The organism is Calothrix sp. FACHB-168, from assembly GCF_963889195.1.
GTDB lineage: Bacteria > Cyanobacteriota > Cyanobacteriia > Cyanobacteriales > Nostocaceae > Aulosira > Aulosira anomala_A.
In genome coordinates this window covers 167124-182784 of the sequence record NZ_CAWPNJ010000052.1, presented here as the reverse complement: position 1 = coordinate 182784, position 15661 = coordinate 167124, and the positions used below count along the sequence as shown (strand labels likewise).

At 40.2% G+C, this 15661-nt stretch carries 11 protein-coding genes; all 11 read right to left on the bottom strand.

Annotation, left to right across the window (positions count from 1 at the left end; genetic code table 11):
* Nucleotides 1-145: 145 nt before the first annotated feature.
* Nucleotides 146-1996 carry a heterocyst formation ABC transporter subunit HepA gene (hepA, locus tag AACW45_RS28230; protein WP_190629463.1) on the bottom strand — a complete coding sequence of 617 codons (1851 nt, stop codon included), beginning with the start codon at nucleotides 1994-1996 and terminating at the stop codon, nucleotides 146-148.
* A 361-nt stretch (nucleotides 1997-2357) separates the two neighbouring features.
* Nucleotides 2358-3128 carry a heterocyst development glycosyltransferase HepC gene (gene hepC, locus AACW45_RS28225; protein WP_190629461.1) on the bottom strand — a complete coding sequence of 257 codons (771 nt, stop codon included), beginning with the start codon at nucleotides 3126-3128 and terminating at the stop codon, nucleotides 2358-2360.
* A gap of 170 nt (nucleotides 3129-3298) precedes the next feature.
* Entirely contained in the window at nucleotides 3299-5548 is a 2250-nt protein-coding gene (locus tag AACW45_RS28220) for a GumC family protein (RefSeq protein WP_190629460.1), read from the bottom strand.
* A gap of 250 nt (nucleotides 5549-5798) precedes the next feature.
* Nucleotides 5799-6905, bottom strand: a complete 1107-nt coding sequence (locus AACW45_RS28215; protein WP_190629458.1) for a glycosyltransferase — start codon at nucleotides 6903-6905, stop codon at nucleotides 5799-5801.
* Nucleotides 6906-7243: 338 nt separating this feature from the next.
* The gene (locus AACW45_RS28210) at nucleotides 7244-8557 is read right to left on the bottom strand and encodes an NAD(P)H-dependent oxidoreductase (protein ID WP_190629456.1); all 1314 of its coding nucleotides are present in this window, start codon (nucleotides 8555-8557) and stop codon (nucleotides 7244-7246) included.
* Between the two features lie 150 nt (nucleotides 8558-8707).
* Nucleotides 8708-9262, bottom strand: coding sequence for a dTDP-4-dehydrorhamnose 3,5-epimerase (gene rfbC / locus AACW45_RS28205; protein WP_190545276.1), 555 nt, complete (start codon nucleotides 9260-9262; stop codon nucleotides 8708-8710).
* A 182-nt stretch (nucleotides 9263-9444) separates the two neighbouring features.
* The gene (locus tag AACW45_RS28200) at nucleotides 9445-10284 is read right to left on the bottom strand and encodes a phytanoyl-CoA dioxygenase (RefSeq protein WP_190629454.1); all 840 of its coding nucleotides are present in this window, start codon (nucleotides 10282-10284) and stop codon (nucleotides 9445-9447) included.
* 40 nt (nucleotides 10285-10324) lie between these two features.
* Nucleotides 10325-11323, bottom strand: coding sequence for a glycosyltransferase family 2 protein (locus AACW45_RS28195; RefSeq protein WP_190629452.1), 999 nt, complete (start codon nucleotides 11321-11323; stop codon nucleotides 10325-10327).
* 268 nt (nucleotides 11324-11591) lie between these two features.
* The gene (locus tag AACW45_RS28190) at nucleotides 11592-12620 is read right to left on the bottom strand and encodes an NAD-dependent epimerase/dehydratase family protein (protein ID WP_190545270.1); all 1029 of its coding nucleotides are present in this window, start codon (nucleotides 12618-12620) and stop codon (nucleotides 11592-11594) included.
* A 219-nt stretch (nucleotides 12621-12839) separates the two neighbouring features.
* Entirely contained in the window at nucleotides 12840-14051 is a 1212-nt protein-coding gene (gene lhgO / locus AACW45_RS28185; protein ID WP_190629450.1) for an L-2-hydroxyglutarate oxidase, read from the bottom strand.
* Nucleotides 14052-14222: 171 nt separating this feature from the next.
* Nucleotides 14223-14999, bottom strand: coding sequence for a glucose-1-phosphate cytidylyltransferase (rfbF, locus tag AACW45_RS28180; RefSeq protein WP_190545266.1), 777 nt, complete (start codon nucleotides 14997-14999; stop codon nucleotides 14223-14225).
* Nucleotides 15000-15661: the final 662 nt, after the last annotated feature.

Sequence of the window (15661 nt, the reverse complement as noted above, 5' to 3'; positions counted from 1 at the left end):
CATTTTTCTGAACAAAGCTGTGAAAATTTAAACTTAAAAATATTTTCAGATGGAGATTGCAAATCACCCATCTGAAAATGATACTAAGTATAAACTTAGAGGTCTAAATTTTTGGGATTGACGGTGCAATCAACAAGAGTAAACTTTAACCTATTTGACCCATTTCATACTGAGACTTATGATATTCCCAAAGTTTACCTTTTAACTCTAGGAGTTCTTGATATTTACCTTGTTCAACGATGCGTCCTTGTTCGAGAACTACAACTTTATCGGCGTTAGCAATAGTTGAAAGCCGGTGCGCGATCGCAATTACTGTTCGTCCAGCAGATAACTTTTCTAGGGATTCCTGAATTAACCGTTCGGTAACCGAATCTAAAGCGCTGGTAGCTTCATCCAAAATCAAAATTTCTGGATTGCGTAATAAAGCACGCGCGATCGCAATTCTTTGGCGTTGTCCCCCAGATAATCTCACACCCCTATCTCCTAATTGGGTATCAAAACCTTCAGGCATGTCTAAAATAAATTCTATTGCATTCGCTTGTTTAGCAGCTTCTTTAATTGCTGCTACTGTCGCGCCTGGGGTACCGTAAGCAATATTATTCCAGACAGAAGTGTTAAAAATAAACGTATCTTGGCTAACAACAGCTATCTTGCGCCGCAGGGAATTAATATCAAATTTCTTGACATCAACTTCATCAATATATATATATCCCTGGGTAGCATCATGAAATCGGGGAATTAAATCTGCAAGTGTGGTTTTACCTGCACCCGATCCACCGACTAAGGCAGTCATTTTGCCTTTTTCAATCGACAGGGTAATATTATTCAACACTAAATTTTCGGCATTATAGCCAAAATCTACCCCTACCAAGTCAATAGACCTTTTTATTCCGGGAAACGCCAGCTTACCGTTTTCAAAGTAAGTTTTATCCTCAGTTCTCAACAAGTCTTTAATATTATTTACTGAACCATGCATGGTACTGAGAAAAGCTCTAGTACCATTCATATCTTGGACAAAGGGTACTAGGCGAAATAGAACAAAGAAAAAAGTTAAAAGCGATGCAACTTGTAGGGTACCATTCGCTACAAATAAAGTGAATGCCAAAATAATCATACCAATTAACACCGTTGTGGCTACGCCTTCGGCAATTGGTCTTACCAAAGTCCAGGTATAAATTACTTTTGTCGAACTACTCACGACGCGATCGCTAGCTTGATAGTAACGCTGACGCTCAAATTCCTGAGTCCCAAAGGCGTTAACTGTGCGAATTCCGTTAATGAATTCCATAGCTGTGGAGGTAAAAGTCCCATTAGCAACGGACATACCAAAACTGCTTTCTCTCACTCTGGCGTTGAGATTAGATAACCCTACCCCTAATAGGGTAAATAACATCAGAGAAATAATTGCCAGTTGCCAGGATAGCAAAAACATGGAAATTAAATAAACCAGGGTAGTAATGATTCTCGTAAACAGAAATGCCACACCACTAAAACCCTGTCTGATGCGTTCAATTTCTGTAGTAATAGTGTTAATTAGTTCCCCAGAACGAACTTGAGTGTAGAAGCTTAATGGTAAAGCTTGCAACTGTTCAAAAATTTGCTTACGTAAGCGATCGCCAAGATGCAGTTGAGTTAATTCTGTATAGACTTGAGCAAAATAATTAAAAGTTGCTCGCATCCAAGTAGTTAATAAAATCAGCAAGCAAATCCGATATAACCGACTATTTACTGATTGATTAATTCCTAAAATGGCAATATCAAACCACTCGATACCTGTACGCACAGGTTGAGCATTTGGAGTAGTTAAGCTTTGTAAAAAAGATAATAAAAATCCAATGCTAACACCTTCAAAGGTGGCTGCTAAAAAAGAAAATACAATTGCTAAAACCGCAATTTTGCGAAAATGTTTAAATTCTCGTAATATTAAATGATTTTCTTGCCAGAAATTACTAGCTTTAAATAAATTTTTGAGCGTCAGCTTAATTTGCAAAGACATGGATATTGTTTACGAATAGTGGGGCTAGATATACAGGCAGTTAGTAAGTTTTAGACTAAGCTAATGTGTGTCTAAATTGCATAACTATTAATCAGGACTGTTGACTGTTGACTGTTGACTGTTGACTGTTGACTGTTGACTGTTAACTGTTAACTGTTGACTGTTGACTGTTGACTGTTGACTTTTAACTGTCAACAGCCCTGACGATAGATTGTGCAACTTAAAAGCAAAATAACTTAAACATCTCAAATGGGATAACTGCAATGCATAGGGAGAGTCTTGATGTAGAGAAATTTCCCATCCTTGTGATTCAGATTGATGTTATGAAATTCCTCAACCATCACATCTCATCAGCAAGAAATTACAGGGTTTGTCCATCTAAATTTAACAGGTTCATCTCTGGGCTGATTTCCCATGCACCGCTTATTGCTGGTACTGGATTTGCGTCTTTTTGGGCTTCTGAACTCAGATAGACTGCATCCTCTAAAGTCCAACAACGAGAGCCGATAAAACCGCGATCGCCTTGTAATATATTAAATAACTGCGGCAATTTGTGCAGATTATATTGAAGCATCCAACGCCCCAAGCGTGTCAGGTTTTCCTGCTCAGTGGTACGAAAATTGATAGCGCGAAACAGTTTACCACTTTCTGCTACCTGCCACTCAGAAGAGAAAATTGACCCTGGTGCATCAACTTGCATGAGTACAATCAATGCTAACATCGCCGGAATCGCTAACACCAGCAAGAATAAAGCCACAAGCCAATCTAGAAGGCGCTGCAACGGCTTTTTCCCAGATTTAGCTTTACCTAGTTTCAGCCGTTGATTACCAGAGGGGAAACGTAAATACATTGGCTTATTTGCTTGTTCGCAAGCTTCTACCCATAACGATAACCAAGCTTCGCCCAGCCGAGAATCTATACTTACCAATTTCACTGGCGAATGTTTGAGACAATCTACTAACAACTGTTGGTTATATAAAGAAGGTAGATATGGCTGTTTGATATCTTTAGGAGACTTCACCCACAGCTGACCTCTTCGCCACAATAGGGTGCAATATGGAGAGAGAAGTTCTTGATGTTGCTCAGTTGGATTGTAGTGATTTTGCCGAGAGGGAATGATTGAAGTAGTCATAGTCACCAGAGGTGTAGAGTAATTCATGACTCGTTAGGGAAATTTTGGGGTTTAAAACCCCGTCCTAAATGGAAGACTTGAAGGTGGTTGTGAACTTGATAATTCAACCCTCGTAGTGAGAACCTCAATCCTCAAAAATAGGACTAAAATCCTGACTACGACGAAATGCTTTATTTTTCTACAGCTTGTTGCAAAGCCAATCGTTGTGGCTTGTTATAAGGTACATATGTGCTTTGAGAACTAGAAGCACCATTAGCAACTACCCCAATCAAATTTAACTTGCTCAACATTGCTGTAGCTTGCGCCATTTGAGCGCGAGTTACCCTACCAATACTGGCTACCATCACCACATTGCGACAAGATGAGGCGGTGAGCATCGCATCTACCAAACCCAACACCGGTGAACCATCTACCAATACCAAATCGTAATTCTCTTCAAATGTCGCCATTAATTGTTTCATTCGTGGAGAACTCAAGAGATTGGCTGCATCTGCTGGTATAGGCCCGGCAGTCAAAATATCAATGTAAGATGAACCTGAATATTGAATACTCATTTGATTGGGAACAGCCGCCTCACTAGTCAAGAGAGTGGAAAGTCCTTGATCGTTGGGAAGATTTAGCTGATGATGCAAACTCGGCTCCCGTAAGTTGGCATCAATTAACAGTACCTTTTTGTGTAAGCGTGCAGCACTCATAGCCAAACCTAAAGCCAAAGCTGATTTACCTTCATCGGGTAAAGCCGAGGTAATCATCAAAGATTTTAAATTGGTAACAGTATTGAGTAGCTCAATATTCTTATAAATCAAATCGAGAGATTCCCAACTCGGAGGAGATTGCAAAACTTGCACTGTCCAAGGTGCGAGAACTTCTGGCTTCCCAAAAGGTAACTTAATCAATGAATCTCGCGGTTGTGTAGCCGGTAACTTAGGCGTAATTCCTAACACAGGGAGTGCAACCTGCTTCTCTAATTCTGCCGTTGTATGAACCGCATCATCAGAGGCTTCTCTGACAAAAGCGGCAATTCCTCCCAACATCAAGCCAACCACTGCACCCAACAACAAATTCTGCTGGAGATTGGGGCCCATTAGCATCCCTCTTTGAGGTTCTTCCACAACTTCCCAATTAAATCCACCTTTAGAAAGTTCTTGTCTTAACTGTTGTTCTGCTCTTAACAGTTGTTCCAAACGTTCGCGGCTAAATTGTAACTGCGGTAGTATGCGATTGTAATAAGCCAAAAGCGGCGGAAAACGCTTGATTTGTAGGCGTAAATCGTTCTCTTTCTGCACCAAAGTTTGATCGCGTGCAGCTAATGCAACTATCGTAGTCTGGGTTTCTACTAACTGACCCGCAAGATTCAAGTCAATTTGACCGAGTTGTCCTTGTTCTAATAGATTTTCTCCCGCAACCGCACCTGCTGGGATTCCGCCTAAAGTTCTGCTGACTTCTTGTTGTAATAATTCCTTTTGTCCTTCTAGTTGTTCTTTCAACTTTTGGACGCTAGGAGTGTCATCTGTGAAGCGCAAACGTTCTTGTGATAAAGCCAGTTCGGTTTTTTGAATTTCGTTCAATAAACCTTGATAGCGAGTAGATTGACTCAGACGAGAAGAAACCAGCGCATTTTGTGGAGAGCGGTTAAGTTGTGCTTGCAAAGATTCTTGACGCGCCACAGCTTCTTGATAGAGAGAACGGGTAGTGCGTCTTTCTTCTTGGATTTTGTTTAAATTATCTTCTAATGCTTTGGCTTGTGTTTCTGGATCGATTAAATTTTGAGTGCGGCGGAACCTTTGCAAATTAGTTTCCGAAGCATTAACTTCATCACTAGCTTTTTTTAACTGATCGCGAATAACTTGCAGACCTTTTTGTAAGCGGGTATCTTGCTGCTGCTTGTTATAATCCACATACACTTGGCGAATCGCCGCTAAAACTTTTTGGGTTTTAATGGGGTCGTTAGAAGTATATTCAACTTGGAAAATTTTGGTTAAAACATTATCTTCTTTAGTTTTGATTTGATTTAAGACCAAAGAAGTTTTAATTTCCCCTACAGTCATATCCGGGTAATCTTTTTGCAGCATATCGACTGCTTTTTGAATTAGTCCCGAACTTTGCATCAAGTTAAGCTGAGTTGCTGTATCTATTTCAATGTTAACGTCGGTAAATTGGTTTTCTAATCCGGCTTTATCTGGCTTAACTTGATAGTTAGGTTCGACTAATAACTGCATGGAACTTTTATAAGTCGGCTTAGTCTTAGTCGTAATCAAACCTGCCAAAGTAATAGAAGTTAAAAATACAAGTATAAACCAAGGAAATCGGCGGACAAGTACAGCAAACATTTTTCCATAACCAACTTCATTGTCGGTAGTTGGATTAGGAATTGAATTAGGGCTGGAATTGAGGCTGGGATTGAGACTCGCTTGAACCACGTTTATTATCCTTATTTTTGAGACGCTATGGGAACATCTGATAATTCGTAATTAAATGAGTTGATACAATAAAACTACTAGAATACTCAGTTAAAAGTTCTCATTGGTAAGGGTTTCCAGATATATATTTATGTTTCGTAATAAGTGAGATTGACTGACTTACTTACGTTATAGATGGAAATTTATACCACAAACCTAACTGAGAAATCTGTAGATATCAGGTGTTACAACATTGTTTAATTACGAATTACTAATTACTAATCATTTGTTGATGCATTCTCCAAGCTCGATCAATAATGTGTTCGACTTTACTGAAAAATGCGGTTTCGGAAAAGTTTGTCAATGCATGATCGCGGATATTTTGGTAATTCCAATTGATTGCGCCAGCTTCTAGTAATGCAGCTTGTATAGATTCGGGTGTTTGTCGTTGAAAAAACACCCCGGTTTTTCTGGGGATTTGAGTATCTAATACACCACCTGCGCCATAAGCTATGACTGGAGTACCGCTAGCATTAGCCTCTACTGGAACTAAGCCGTAATCTTCTAAAGCTGCAACAATCACAGATTTAGCCTGAGAAAACAAGTCTTGACGTTGGCGATCGCTCACATGACCTAAGAACTCAATATTATCTAATGCTTTGGATTTTAAGCGTTCTTCTTCTGGGCCGTCACCGGAAATTAATAATCGCCATCCTAACCAATTAAAGGCTTCAATTATTATATCTAAACGCTTATAACTGATCATCCTGGCTGAAGCCAAATAATATTCTTCTTTGGTTTCTGAAAAGGTAAATTTACTGGTATCGATAGGGTAATTAACGACTATAGCTTGCTTTTGGTATATCTCTTGAATCCGGCGCGCTACAATGGTGGAATTGGCAATATATAAGTCTGGTTCTTGGGAATATTGCAAATCTACTTTCCGCATGAATTGGAATATCTTTTCAATTAGCGGTGTAAAAAATCGATAGTCTTTATACTCTCGTAAATAAGTTTCTGTATCCCATAAAAATCGGGTGACATTATGACAAAAGCAAATATGTAGCGCTTGGGGATTTTTTCGGACTGCTTTAGCAAAGCTAGTACTACTACTAATAATTAAATCGTAGCCTTGTAAATTAAGCGCCCGAAAAGCTGGAAAATATAAGGGAGCAATCAGACGAAAATAATTAACCGCACCGGGAAGATTTTGTAAGAAAGTTGTATTAACGATGCGTTCGCTCAAATCGATGGTTTTTTGATGGTCGTATAACGAAGTATAAATATCGGCTGTAGGGTAACGTTTACAAAGTAACTCAAATACCCGTTCTGCTCCACCGCGCTGGGTTAAGTAATCATGGACTAGAGCTATTTTCATACTTTTAATTTCCGCTAAAGTTTATTTGAATACTCCCCAGCAAGCTAATTCTTAATTCGTAATTCGTAATTCGTAAGTAGGGAGACATAATTATTTGTAGGATGGGTTAGCGATAGCGTAACCCATGCGGGTGTTGGGTTTCGTTCCTCAACCCAACCTACGTCCATCTTATATTTAATTCCAAATACCTACTTAATTAAGACTATTTAGTTAAAAAAATACCGCAGTAATCAAGTTATAATTACAAGATTAATTGAGATTGTTGTAAGCACTTTAGTAATGAGAAAGGAAACTAAAGTGCTTACAAACAGAACTAAAATGTGAATTACGAAATTAATCTAACCAACTGTAGCGAGCATTTTTTCTGTGGCGAAATAAGCGTTTTGTTCGGCTCGTAGTTGGTCGCAAAGTCTATCTGCGGGTAATTCCACATCATCGTAGGTGAGAACTTGATCTTTAAGTATATCGCGTTTGAGGCGACATCCTTCGGCTAATCCCATTGGTAAGAGATTTTGCTGTTGCGCGATCGCAGAATTTTCGCATTGTCCGTAGGTCATATAGTAGCCGATACCATCTAAGGTTTCGCCAGCTTTTAAATCAATTTTGGCGGTGGTGACTACATCTACTACTGGCCCGCCTAGGGGAGCCATCACTGCATCTTGGAAGAGAACAGCACGGGCTACGGAGAGGGGTACTTCAAAATGACAGAGGTGATAAGGAGTATAGAAGCTGTAAAGCGGCCCTTCACCGAGTTTGTATAAGTTGAGATAGTGGCGTTGTTTGGGGTCGTCGTGGGTAGCAAACACAAACACTCCTGGCCCTGGTTTAGCACCAACTACATAGTCAACAATACCGCCTAATTCTTTCAGCTGGTCTACATCATACATATTGGTCATTTCATCCACATGACCGGTAAAGTCATAGCCCAGCATTCCCCGTTTAGCCACCTTCATGCCGGTGGCGTTAGCGACAATCGCCTGTTCAAAGGAGATTTTTGTGCCATCAGCAAAGCTAGTCACCATGTGGGCTTTTTGTCCCCAACGTTTTGCAAAGGCTTCTTGGGTGGTGGGATTGCGATATGGGTCTTGCAAACCCTTGATATTACCGCACAACAAAGGAGTTAGACCAATGCTTTTAACAAACCGGTAGAGGTTCATTTCTACCCCTGGCTGATCGCCGTCGCAAGCGCTGAGAATCACACCTGCTTTATCTGCATAAACCTTGAGGATGGGGCCGATAGTACCGTCAAGTTCAGCATTCATCATAATCACATGCTTGCGATGGGCGATCGCACTCATGACAATCTGTGCGCCAAATTCCACCGCACCAGTCACTTCAATTAAAGCCTCGATACCCTCAGCCCGACAGAGCAATTGTGCATCTTCCGTGACTGCATATTTACCATGCGCGATCGCGTCTTCAATTTCTGTGATGTTTGCAACAATTTTGATATCTTCAATCCCAGCTTCTTGATAAGCTTGTTTCGCCGCATCAATTTTGCGGTTAGAGATAGCAACTAACTCCATGCCAGGGACAGAATTAATAATTTGATTAGCAATTCCTCGACCCATAAAGCCGGCACCAATCATCCCCACTTTAATAGGTCTACCTAAATCCGCACGTGCTTGTAAAGCTCGATCGATAATAATCATGAGTTTAATTTCCTTTATTAATTTAATAAGGCAGAAAGAATAGAGGCAGGGGGGCAGGGGGCAGGGAGCAGGGGAGAAAAACTTACCCAATACTTCGACTTCGCTCAGTACAAGTGCCCAATGCCCTATGCCCAATGCCCCATGCCCAAATTAAACACTTACCCCACCAACAGGCATCATGCTTAATAGAGGCCAATTTAAATCTTTGTCAGATATTTCTGTGACTTCTATAGGCCATTGAATATTAAAAAATGGGTCATCATAGCGTAAACCACGTTCATAACCTGGGGTGTAAAATTCACCAACTTGATAGACAACTTCCGCGTCATCTGTAAGCGCTTGATAGCCATGCGCAAACATTTCTGGTACATATAAAGCGCGGTGATTATCTGCAGTTAGTTCCACACCAATATGCGATAGGAAAGTGGGGGAATCAGGACGCATATCAATAATTACGTCATAAATAGCGCCTTTAGTACAGCGAATTAATTTGGTTTCTGTTGCAGGCGCAATTTGATAATGCATTCCCCGCAATGTACCTTTTTTGTAGTTATAAGATACATTACATTGGGCAACTTGTGGTTTTAAGCCATGTGCCATAAATTCTTGAGCGCAGAAACTCCGCGCAAAGAAACCACGGTTATCTTGCCTTTGTTCTAATTCAATAATAAATGCGTCTTTCAGGTCAGTTTTGGTAAAAATCATAAATAAGCCTCAAAAGTTAAATGGTCAATAGTCAATGGTCAATGGTCAATGGTCAATGGGCATGGGGCATTGGGCACTTGTACTGAGCGAAGTCGTTCGCGGAGCGTCTCGAAGAGAAGTATTGGGCATTTGCCTCCTTGTCCTCCTTGTCTCCCTTGTCCTCCTTCCCTAGCCCCTAGCCCCTAACCTACTGGCGCGGTTTCTGAAGAGTTGAGCCTGGGGAAGGTATCATCCCAATATTGAGTACAAAGTTCAGGTCTTTCTGGTGGATTAGCTGTGTAACAGAAAAATAAAGTTACTCGTTCTTCTTGGCGAACAGTTCCATGATGTAGGGTATTTTTCGTATCTGCCATGACTACTGTACCTAAGGGGCCTGTACATGATTTCCAAGCTGATTGTGGAATAACTTTTTTGACTATTTCGTCATCAATGCCCATATATCTAGACTGCCAAAGTTTAAAGTACAGCCAGTAATATTGCCAGTTAAATAAAGAAGTTAAAGAGCGAGGAATATATTCAAAAGGCCCTGATTTTTCTCCTACTTCTTTTAAGGGAATAAATATTTTGATAATCCGGCGGTCTTCAGCATCGCTATGCCATAATAACGTACCAAATTGATGGTCGCTAGGAAAGTCTTGGCGCAAGTGGACACCATGAAAAGTTACAGGCAGACCGATATAATTCTCAATAATATTGAGCAGTCTTTTTTCTGTCGCCCAAGCGTAAATTTCTGGTGACTCTGTAACTGTATGGATTTGCGGCCACATTTCATAGATCGGCTGATTTTTATCTGGTTTTATTTGTGACCAGAGCTTATTAGCAGCTTTGAGCATATCTGGTGTAGAAGATAATCCCAATTCTGCCAAGGTGGTTGTATAAACACCCTCGCGTTTGAGAGTTTTTAAAATTTGGCGATCGCGTTTTTCTAAAAGAGGTAAATTTTTCCGATGTTTCCAGCGCGCGATCGCACAAATCAAGTCAGAATACAAAGCAGAGATTTTGCCTGTGATAACCTTCCACATAAAGCCAGTGTCCTTCAATTATTTAATGACTTAATTCTCTTTATTTTTGTACTTGTTGAGTAGTGACTTCCGTAGTTTCGGCGATGCTAGCTTCTTTAAAATACATCGCATCAACCACAGATAATCCAATTAAGGCTAAAAATGGAATCACTGTTTTAATCGCTGACATCGGCCATCGTTTTAACGCACCGAAAAAAACTTTTAGGTTAACTTCCTTACCATTTTGCAACAGCATTCGTCTGCAAAATTGCTTGGAATAACCGCTATCTTCGAGCTGTAAGATAACTTCGGGTATGTGTTTGTATTGCATTAATAGTGCAGATTTTGGCTCTTTCTGCCAATAACTCACACCAACAATACATTCTAAAAAAGTCTCTTTAGTCACAATTACACTACCATTAGCAGCACAATAACCCGCTAAATAAGCTAGAGATATCCAATTACTTGCTGCATCTGGCCAGCGTTGCAAAGCTTCCTTGACTAGGTTGGTGCGGTAAATTGTCGCCGTGAGAAATATCACTGCACCCACGCTTTTAGAAAAACAATGTTCAAAGATGGCTTTACCATCACCACAACCATCTTCGCTATCCGCATCAAACCAGCGATTACCAACTATTGTTGGTGGGTGAACTGCCTCACCTGTCATTTTATTACGCCCAGAAAAATTGAGAAATATTAGTGATAAATCTTCATGTTTTTTGAGCTTATTAATCACATAAGGGATAGCTCGATTTTGAATTGGATCGTCATCGCCAATCGTCCAAACATACTTGGTAGTGGCAGAATTTAGGCAAAAAATGATATTTCGCATTACGCCTAAATTTTCTGCATGACGATGAGATTTAAATGTAATGTTGCTAAGTATGCCTTGCCACTTTTTAATTACATCTTGAGTGTGATCTGGGGAGCAATTATCGGAAACAAAAATTTCACATTCCGATTCATAACTTTTAATAGCTAGAGACAACCACGCTAGTTGTTTGTCAAGCAATTCCGCCCGATTATAAGTAGGAATAGCAATAGTCAGCAATTTATTCATTTAATGGTTGGTAATCTATGGAATTAATTGAAAAAATAAATTGTTGTAAGTGATATTTCCCGAATAAAACAAGTTATCCGGAGATTTTTATTTGTTTTCGGAGTAAATTTGGGCTGGATAATTCTGTCAAATATTGTACAGTCAAAAATCCTCAAAAACCCGTATTTTAGGTTCTTGAGTGTGATGTTTTGCTAACATTCATGACGATTAGATCCCCAACTTTTACAAGAATTCGGGGATCTAAGAACTTAATCGTTACTAATCTTAACTATCTTTTTGCCCAAAAAAAGTCTTTGTCAATTTGCTCGGTGCGAATGAGATATTCTAGCTGCTTTAACCGCGTAAATCCTCTAAACAAGAAAGTATCTTCTGTCATATCAATTTGGCTGAACAAATTGAAGAGTTGTTGTGCGCCAAGTTGGGCATTCCAATCACATTTAAATCCGGGTAGCATGGTGTTGATTTTCTCAAAAGATACCCGATAGCTGCGGTTATCTGCACCATTGTCACCAAAAGATAACTGACAACCGGTAAATACATCTGCAATGATTTCCGCGATTTCTTTGACTCGATAGTTATTAGAAGTATCGCCGACGTTAAAAATTTGCTTGTGTACAATATCACGGGGTGCTTCAATAGCGCAGACAATGGCTTTGCAGATATCTAAAGCATGAACTAATGGCCGCCAAGGCGTACCATCACTGGTCATTTTTATTTCCTTGCTAGTCCAAGCCAACCCGGCTAAGTTGTTTAACACAATATCAAACCGCATTCTCGGAGAAGCGCCAAAAGCTGTCGCATTACGCATAAAGGTAGGCGAGAAATCATCATCAGCTAAGGGCATAACATCTCGTTCTACCAAGGTTTTACACTCTGCGTAGGCTGTTTGCGGGTTTACAGGCGATTCTTCGGTTACATCTCCCTCGGTAGCGACACCATAGACGCTACAAGAAGACATATAGATAAAGCGACGGACACCTGCTTCTTTAGCTAACTTAGCAAGACGGACTGAACCTTGGTGATTGATGTCATAGGTAATAGTCGGAGATAACTGTCCGGTGGGATCGTTGGAGAGTTCCGCCATGTGAACTACAGCTTCTACACCTTGCAAATCTTTAAGCAGGATATTGCGGATATCTTTATTTAGGGTTTTGGCTGTGACATCAGTACCGTTATACAACCAACCAACTTTATAAAAGCCAGTATCGACACCAATCACTTCATGTCCGCGTTCAATTAGCAATGACGGTAATAATGAACCGAGATAACCTTCTGTTCCAGTTACTAATATTTTCATTGTGGTCTAAGCCTATGTATTTCTATGAGATTGCAGCGTTAAATAAACTAATTAGGACTTACGCACTGAACACAAAAACCCTCACCAGGGTGGTCAAAAGTCAAAAGTCAATGGTCAAAATTCAGGTTTTTGGACTATGGACTATTGACCATTGACAAAAAGCATGAAAAATATCTGACACTGCATAAGTTCTAACTAATTTGTTTCAGTCAATTCAAATTAATGAACGGATAAAGCCAGATGTGACGGTGCGGGAATTTGTGCCACAATTGCTTTGCCAATTTCTAAGGAAGAAGTCGCAGCTGGAGAAGGTGCATTGCAAACATGAATCGAGTTTTCTCCTTGAACAATTAAAAAGTCATCGACAAGGGAACCATCATTTTTCAATGCTTGGGCGCGAACTCCGGCGTGGGTGGGAACTAAATCTTCGGCTTGAACTTCGGGAATGAGTTGTTGCAAACTGCGAACGAAGGCGGCTTTGCTAAAAGAACGAATAATTTCTTTAATACCTTCGTCAGCGTGTTTGGCAGCTAATTTCCAGAAACCAGGGTAAGCCATGACTTCTGCAAAATCCCGCAAGTCAAAGTCAGTTTTATGATAACCTTCGCGTTTGAGGCTAAGTACTGCATTTGGCCCGGCATGAACACTACTATCAATCATGCGGGTAAAGTGAACGCCCAGAAAGGGAAAATCGGGGTTAGGAACAGGATAGATGAGGGTTTTGACGAGATAGCGTTTTTCTGGGGTAAGTTCGTAATATTCGCCCCGGAAAGGGACTATTTTCGCTTGTGGTTCAACTTGTCCTAGTTTAGCAATGCGATCGCTATGTAAGCCAGCGCAATTAATCACAATCCGCGTCTCAAAGCTACCGTTATTAGTTTCTAGTACCTGATTTTTACCACTGCGGCGAATGTTCTCAATTTTGGTATTAAGGCGTAAATCTCCACCCTGTTGTTGAATTAATTCAGCGTATTTCTGGCTAACTTTTTTATAGTTAAGAATTCCTGTAGAAAATACTCTGATTCCCCCTACACAACTCACATGGGGTTCAATTTCTTTGACTTCTTCGGGACTAATTCTTTTTACCGGAATCCCATTGTCTAATCCACGTTGGTAAAGGTTTTCTAGGCGTGGTAATTCTCCTGCTGAAGTGGCGACAATTACCTTACCACAAATTTCATGTTCGATGCCATATTCTTGACAAAATTCCACCATTGATTTAGCACCATCACGGCAGAATTTTGCTTTAAAACTTCCTGGTTTGTAATAAATTCCTGAGTGAATTACACCACTATTATTACCTGTTTGATGGAATGCCCAATCGCTTTCTTTTTCTAATACGAGAATCTTCGCATGAGGATAGCTTTTACCTAATGCCAATCCTGTAGAAAGCCCAACTATTCCCCCACCAATAATTGCAAAATCGTACATGAGTATTATTGCGTCTGTAAAAACAAATAAAGTAGAGCGTGAGAAAATCTCACAAGTAGTCAACAGTCAATAGTCAACAGTCAACAGTCAATAGTCAACAGTCAACAGTCAACAGTCAACAGTCAACAGTCAACCCTATTTTCAAGTTAGCCCCTAGCCTCTAGCCTCTAGTTATGACCACACTTTCCAAGGAGCTTTATCGCTCTTCCATAAATCTTCGAGATAATTTTTATCGCGTAATGTATCCATTGGCTGCCAAAAGCCATTATGTTTGTAAGCTGATAATTGTTCCATCTCAGCTAGCTTTTCTAATGGTTCTTTCTCCCACACTGTAGCATCATCAGCAATAAAGTTAATTACTTCTGGTTCTAACACAAAATAACCGCCGTTAATCCAAGCACCATCTCCTTCGGGCTTTTCTTTAAAGCTGGTAATTTTAGTTTGTTCTTGTCCCAAAGAAATCGCGCCAAAACGACCCGCAGGTTGTACAGCAGTAAGTGTCGCTAGGGTATTTTGTTCTTTATGCAATTTAATGAGTTCTGTAATATTTACATCGCTCACACCATCACCATAAGTGAAGCAAAAAGTATCATTTCCTAAATGCTCGCGCACTCGTTTTAAGCGTCCACCTGTCATGGTATTATCGCCCGTATTAACTAGGGTCACACGCCAAGGTTCTGCATAGCCAGAATGCACATTCATTTGATTAAATCGCATATCAAATGTGACATCTGACATGTATAAGAAATAATTAGCAAAATACTCTTTAATGATGTAACCTTTATAACCACAACAGATAATAAAGTCGTTAATCCCATGAGCAGAATAACTCTTCATGATGTGCCATAAAATTGGCTTACCACCAATTTCTACCATTGGCTTAGGTCTGATACTAGTTTCTTCACTGAGGCGTGTACCCAGACCTCCAGCCAAAATTACTGCTTTCATGCAATTACCTCGAAGATTTGCACTTTCGTTAAGATTAATTAGCTTTAGGGATCTCTAAAAAATAAATTATTCCGTTTAAGTTGTTGACTGTTAACTGTTCACGGTTAACAGTTAAGGCATCAAGTAAAAATAAGTAGTGCGAGCATCTTGCTCGCGCGGGCAAGACTTCGGCGTGAGCGCTCAGTCGAACGCTGCCCGCACTACAAATATTAAATTGTTCCACTTATTTTTACACGACTCCTAACAGTCTGTAGGGGCGGGTTTTGTGAGGTACTCACGTCGAAAACAGATATGTCGCTTAAACCCGCCCGTACAACAATTACTTCGGAAATATTTTTTTTACTTGGAAGTCCCTTATTTGATTGAGTTGCTCGCGATGGAATAAGAATTTAGCAGTCTGGATTCATCAGCTGGAATGGGTTCTGTGCAAAGTAGCGGATGAATGGGTATTTTCCGACTTAAAAGTTGACAATTTGGTAGTCCACCCTTCAGTCAAGCTATATCTACAATTAGTCGAGGTCTAAATACCCAACTGCGGAAATTCTAAATCCCAATCGATATGAAGCGAACGCACCTGGTTTGAGAAAAATTTTTCATCAAAGTCTTCGCGCCGTGGAAACCCCTGCATTTATGCATGGGGGTAAGGCGCAGGCGAATTTATT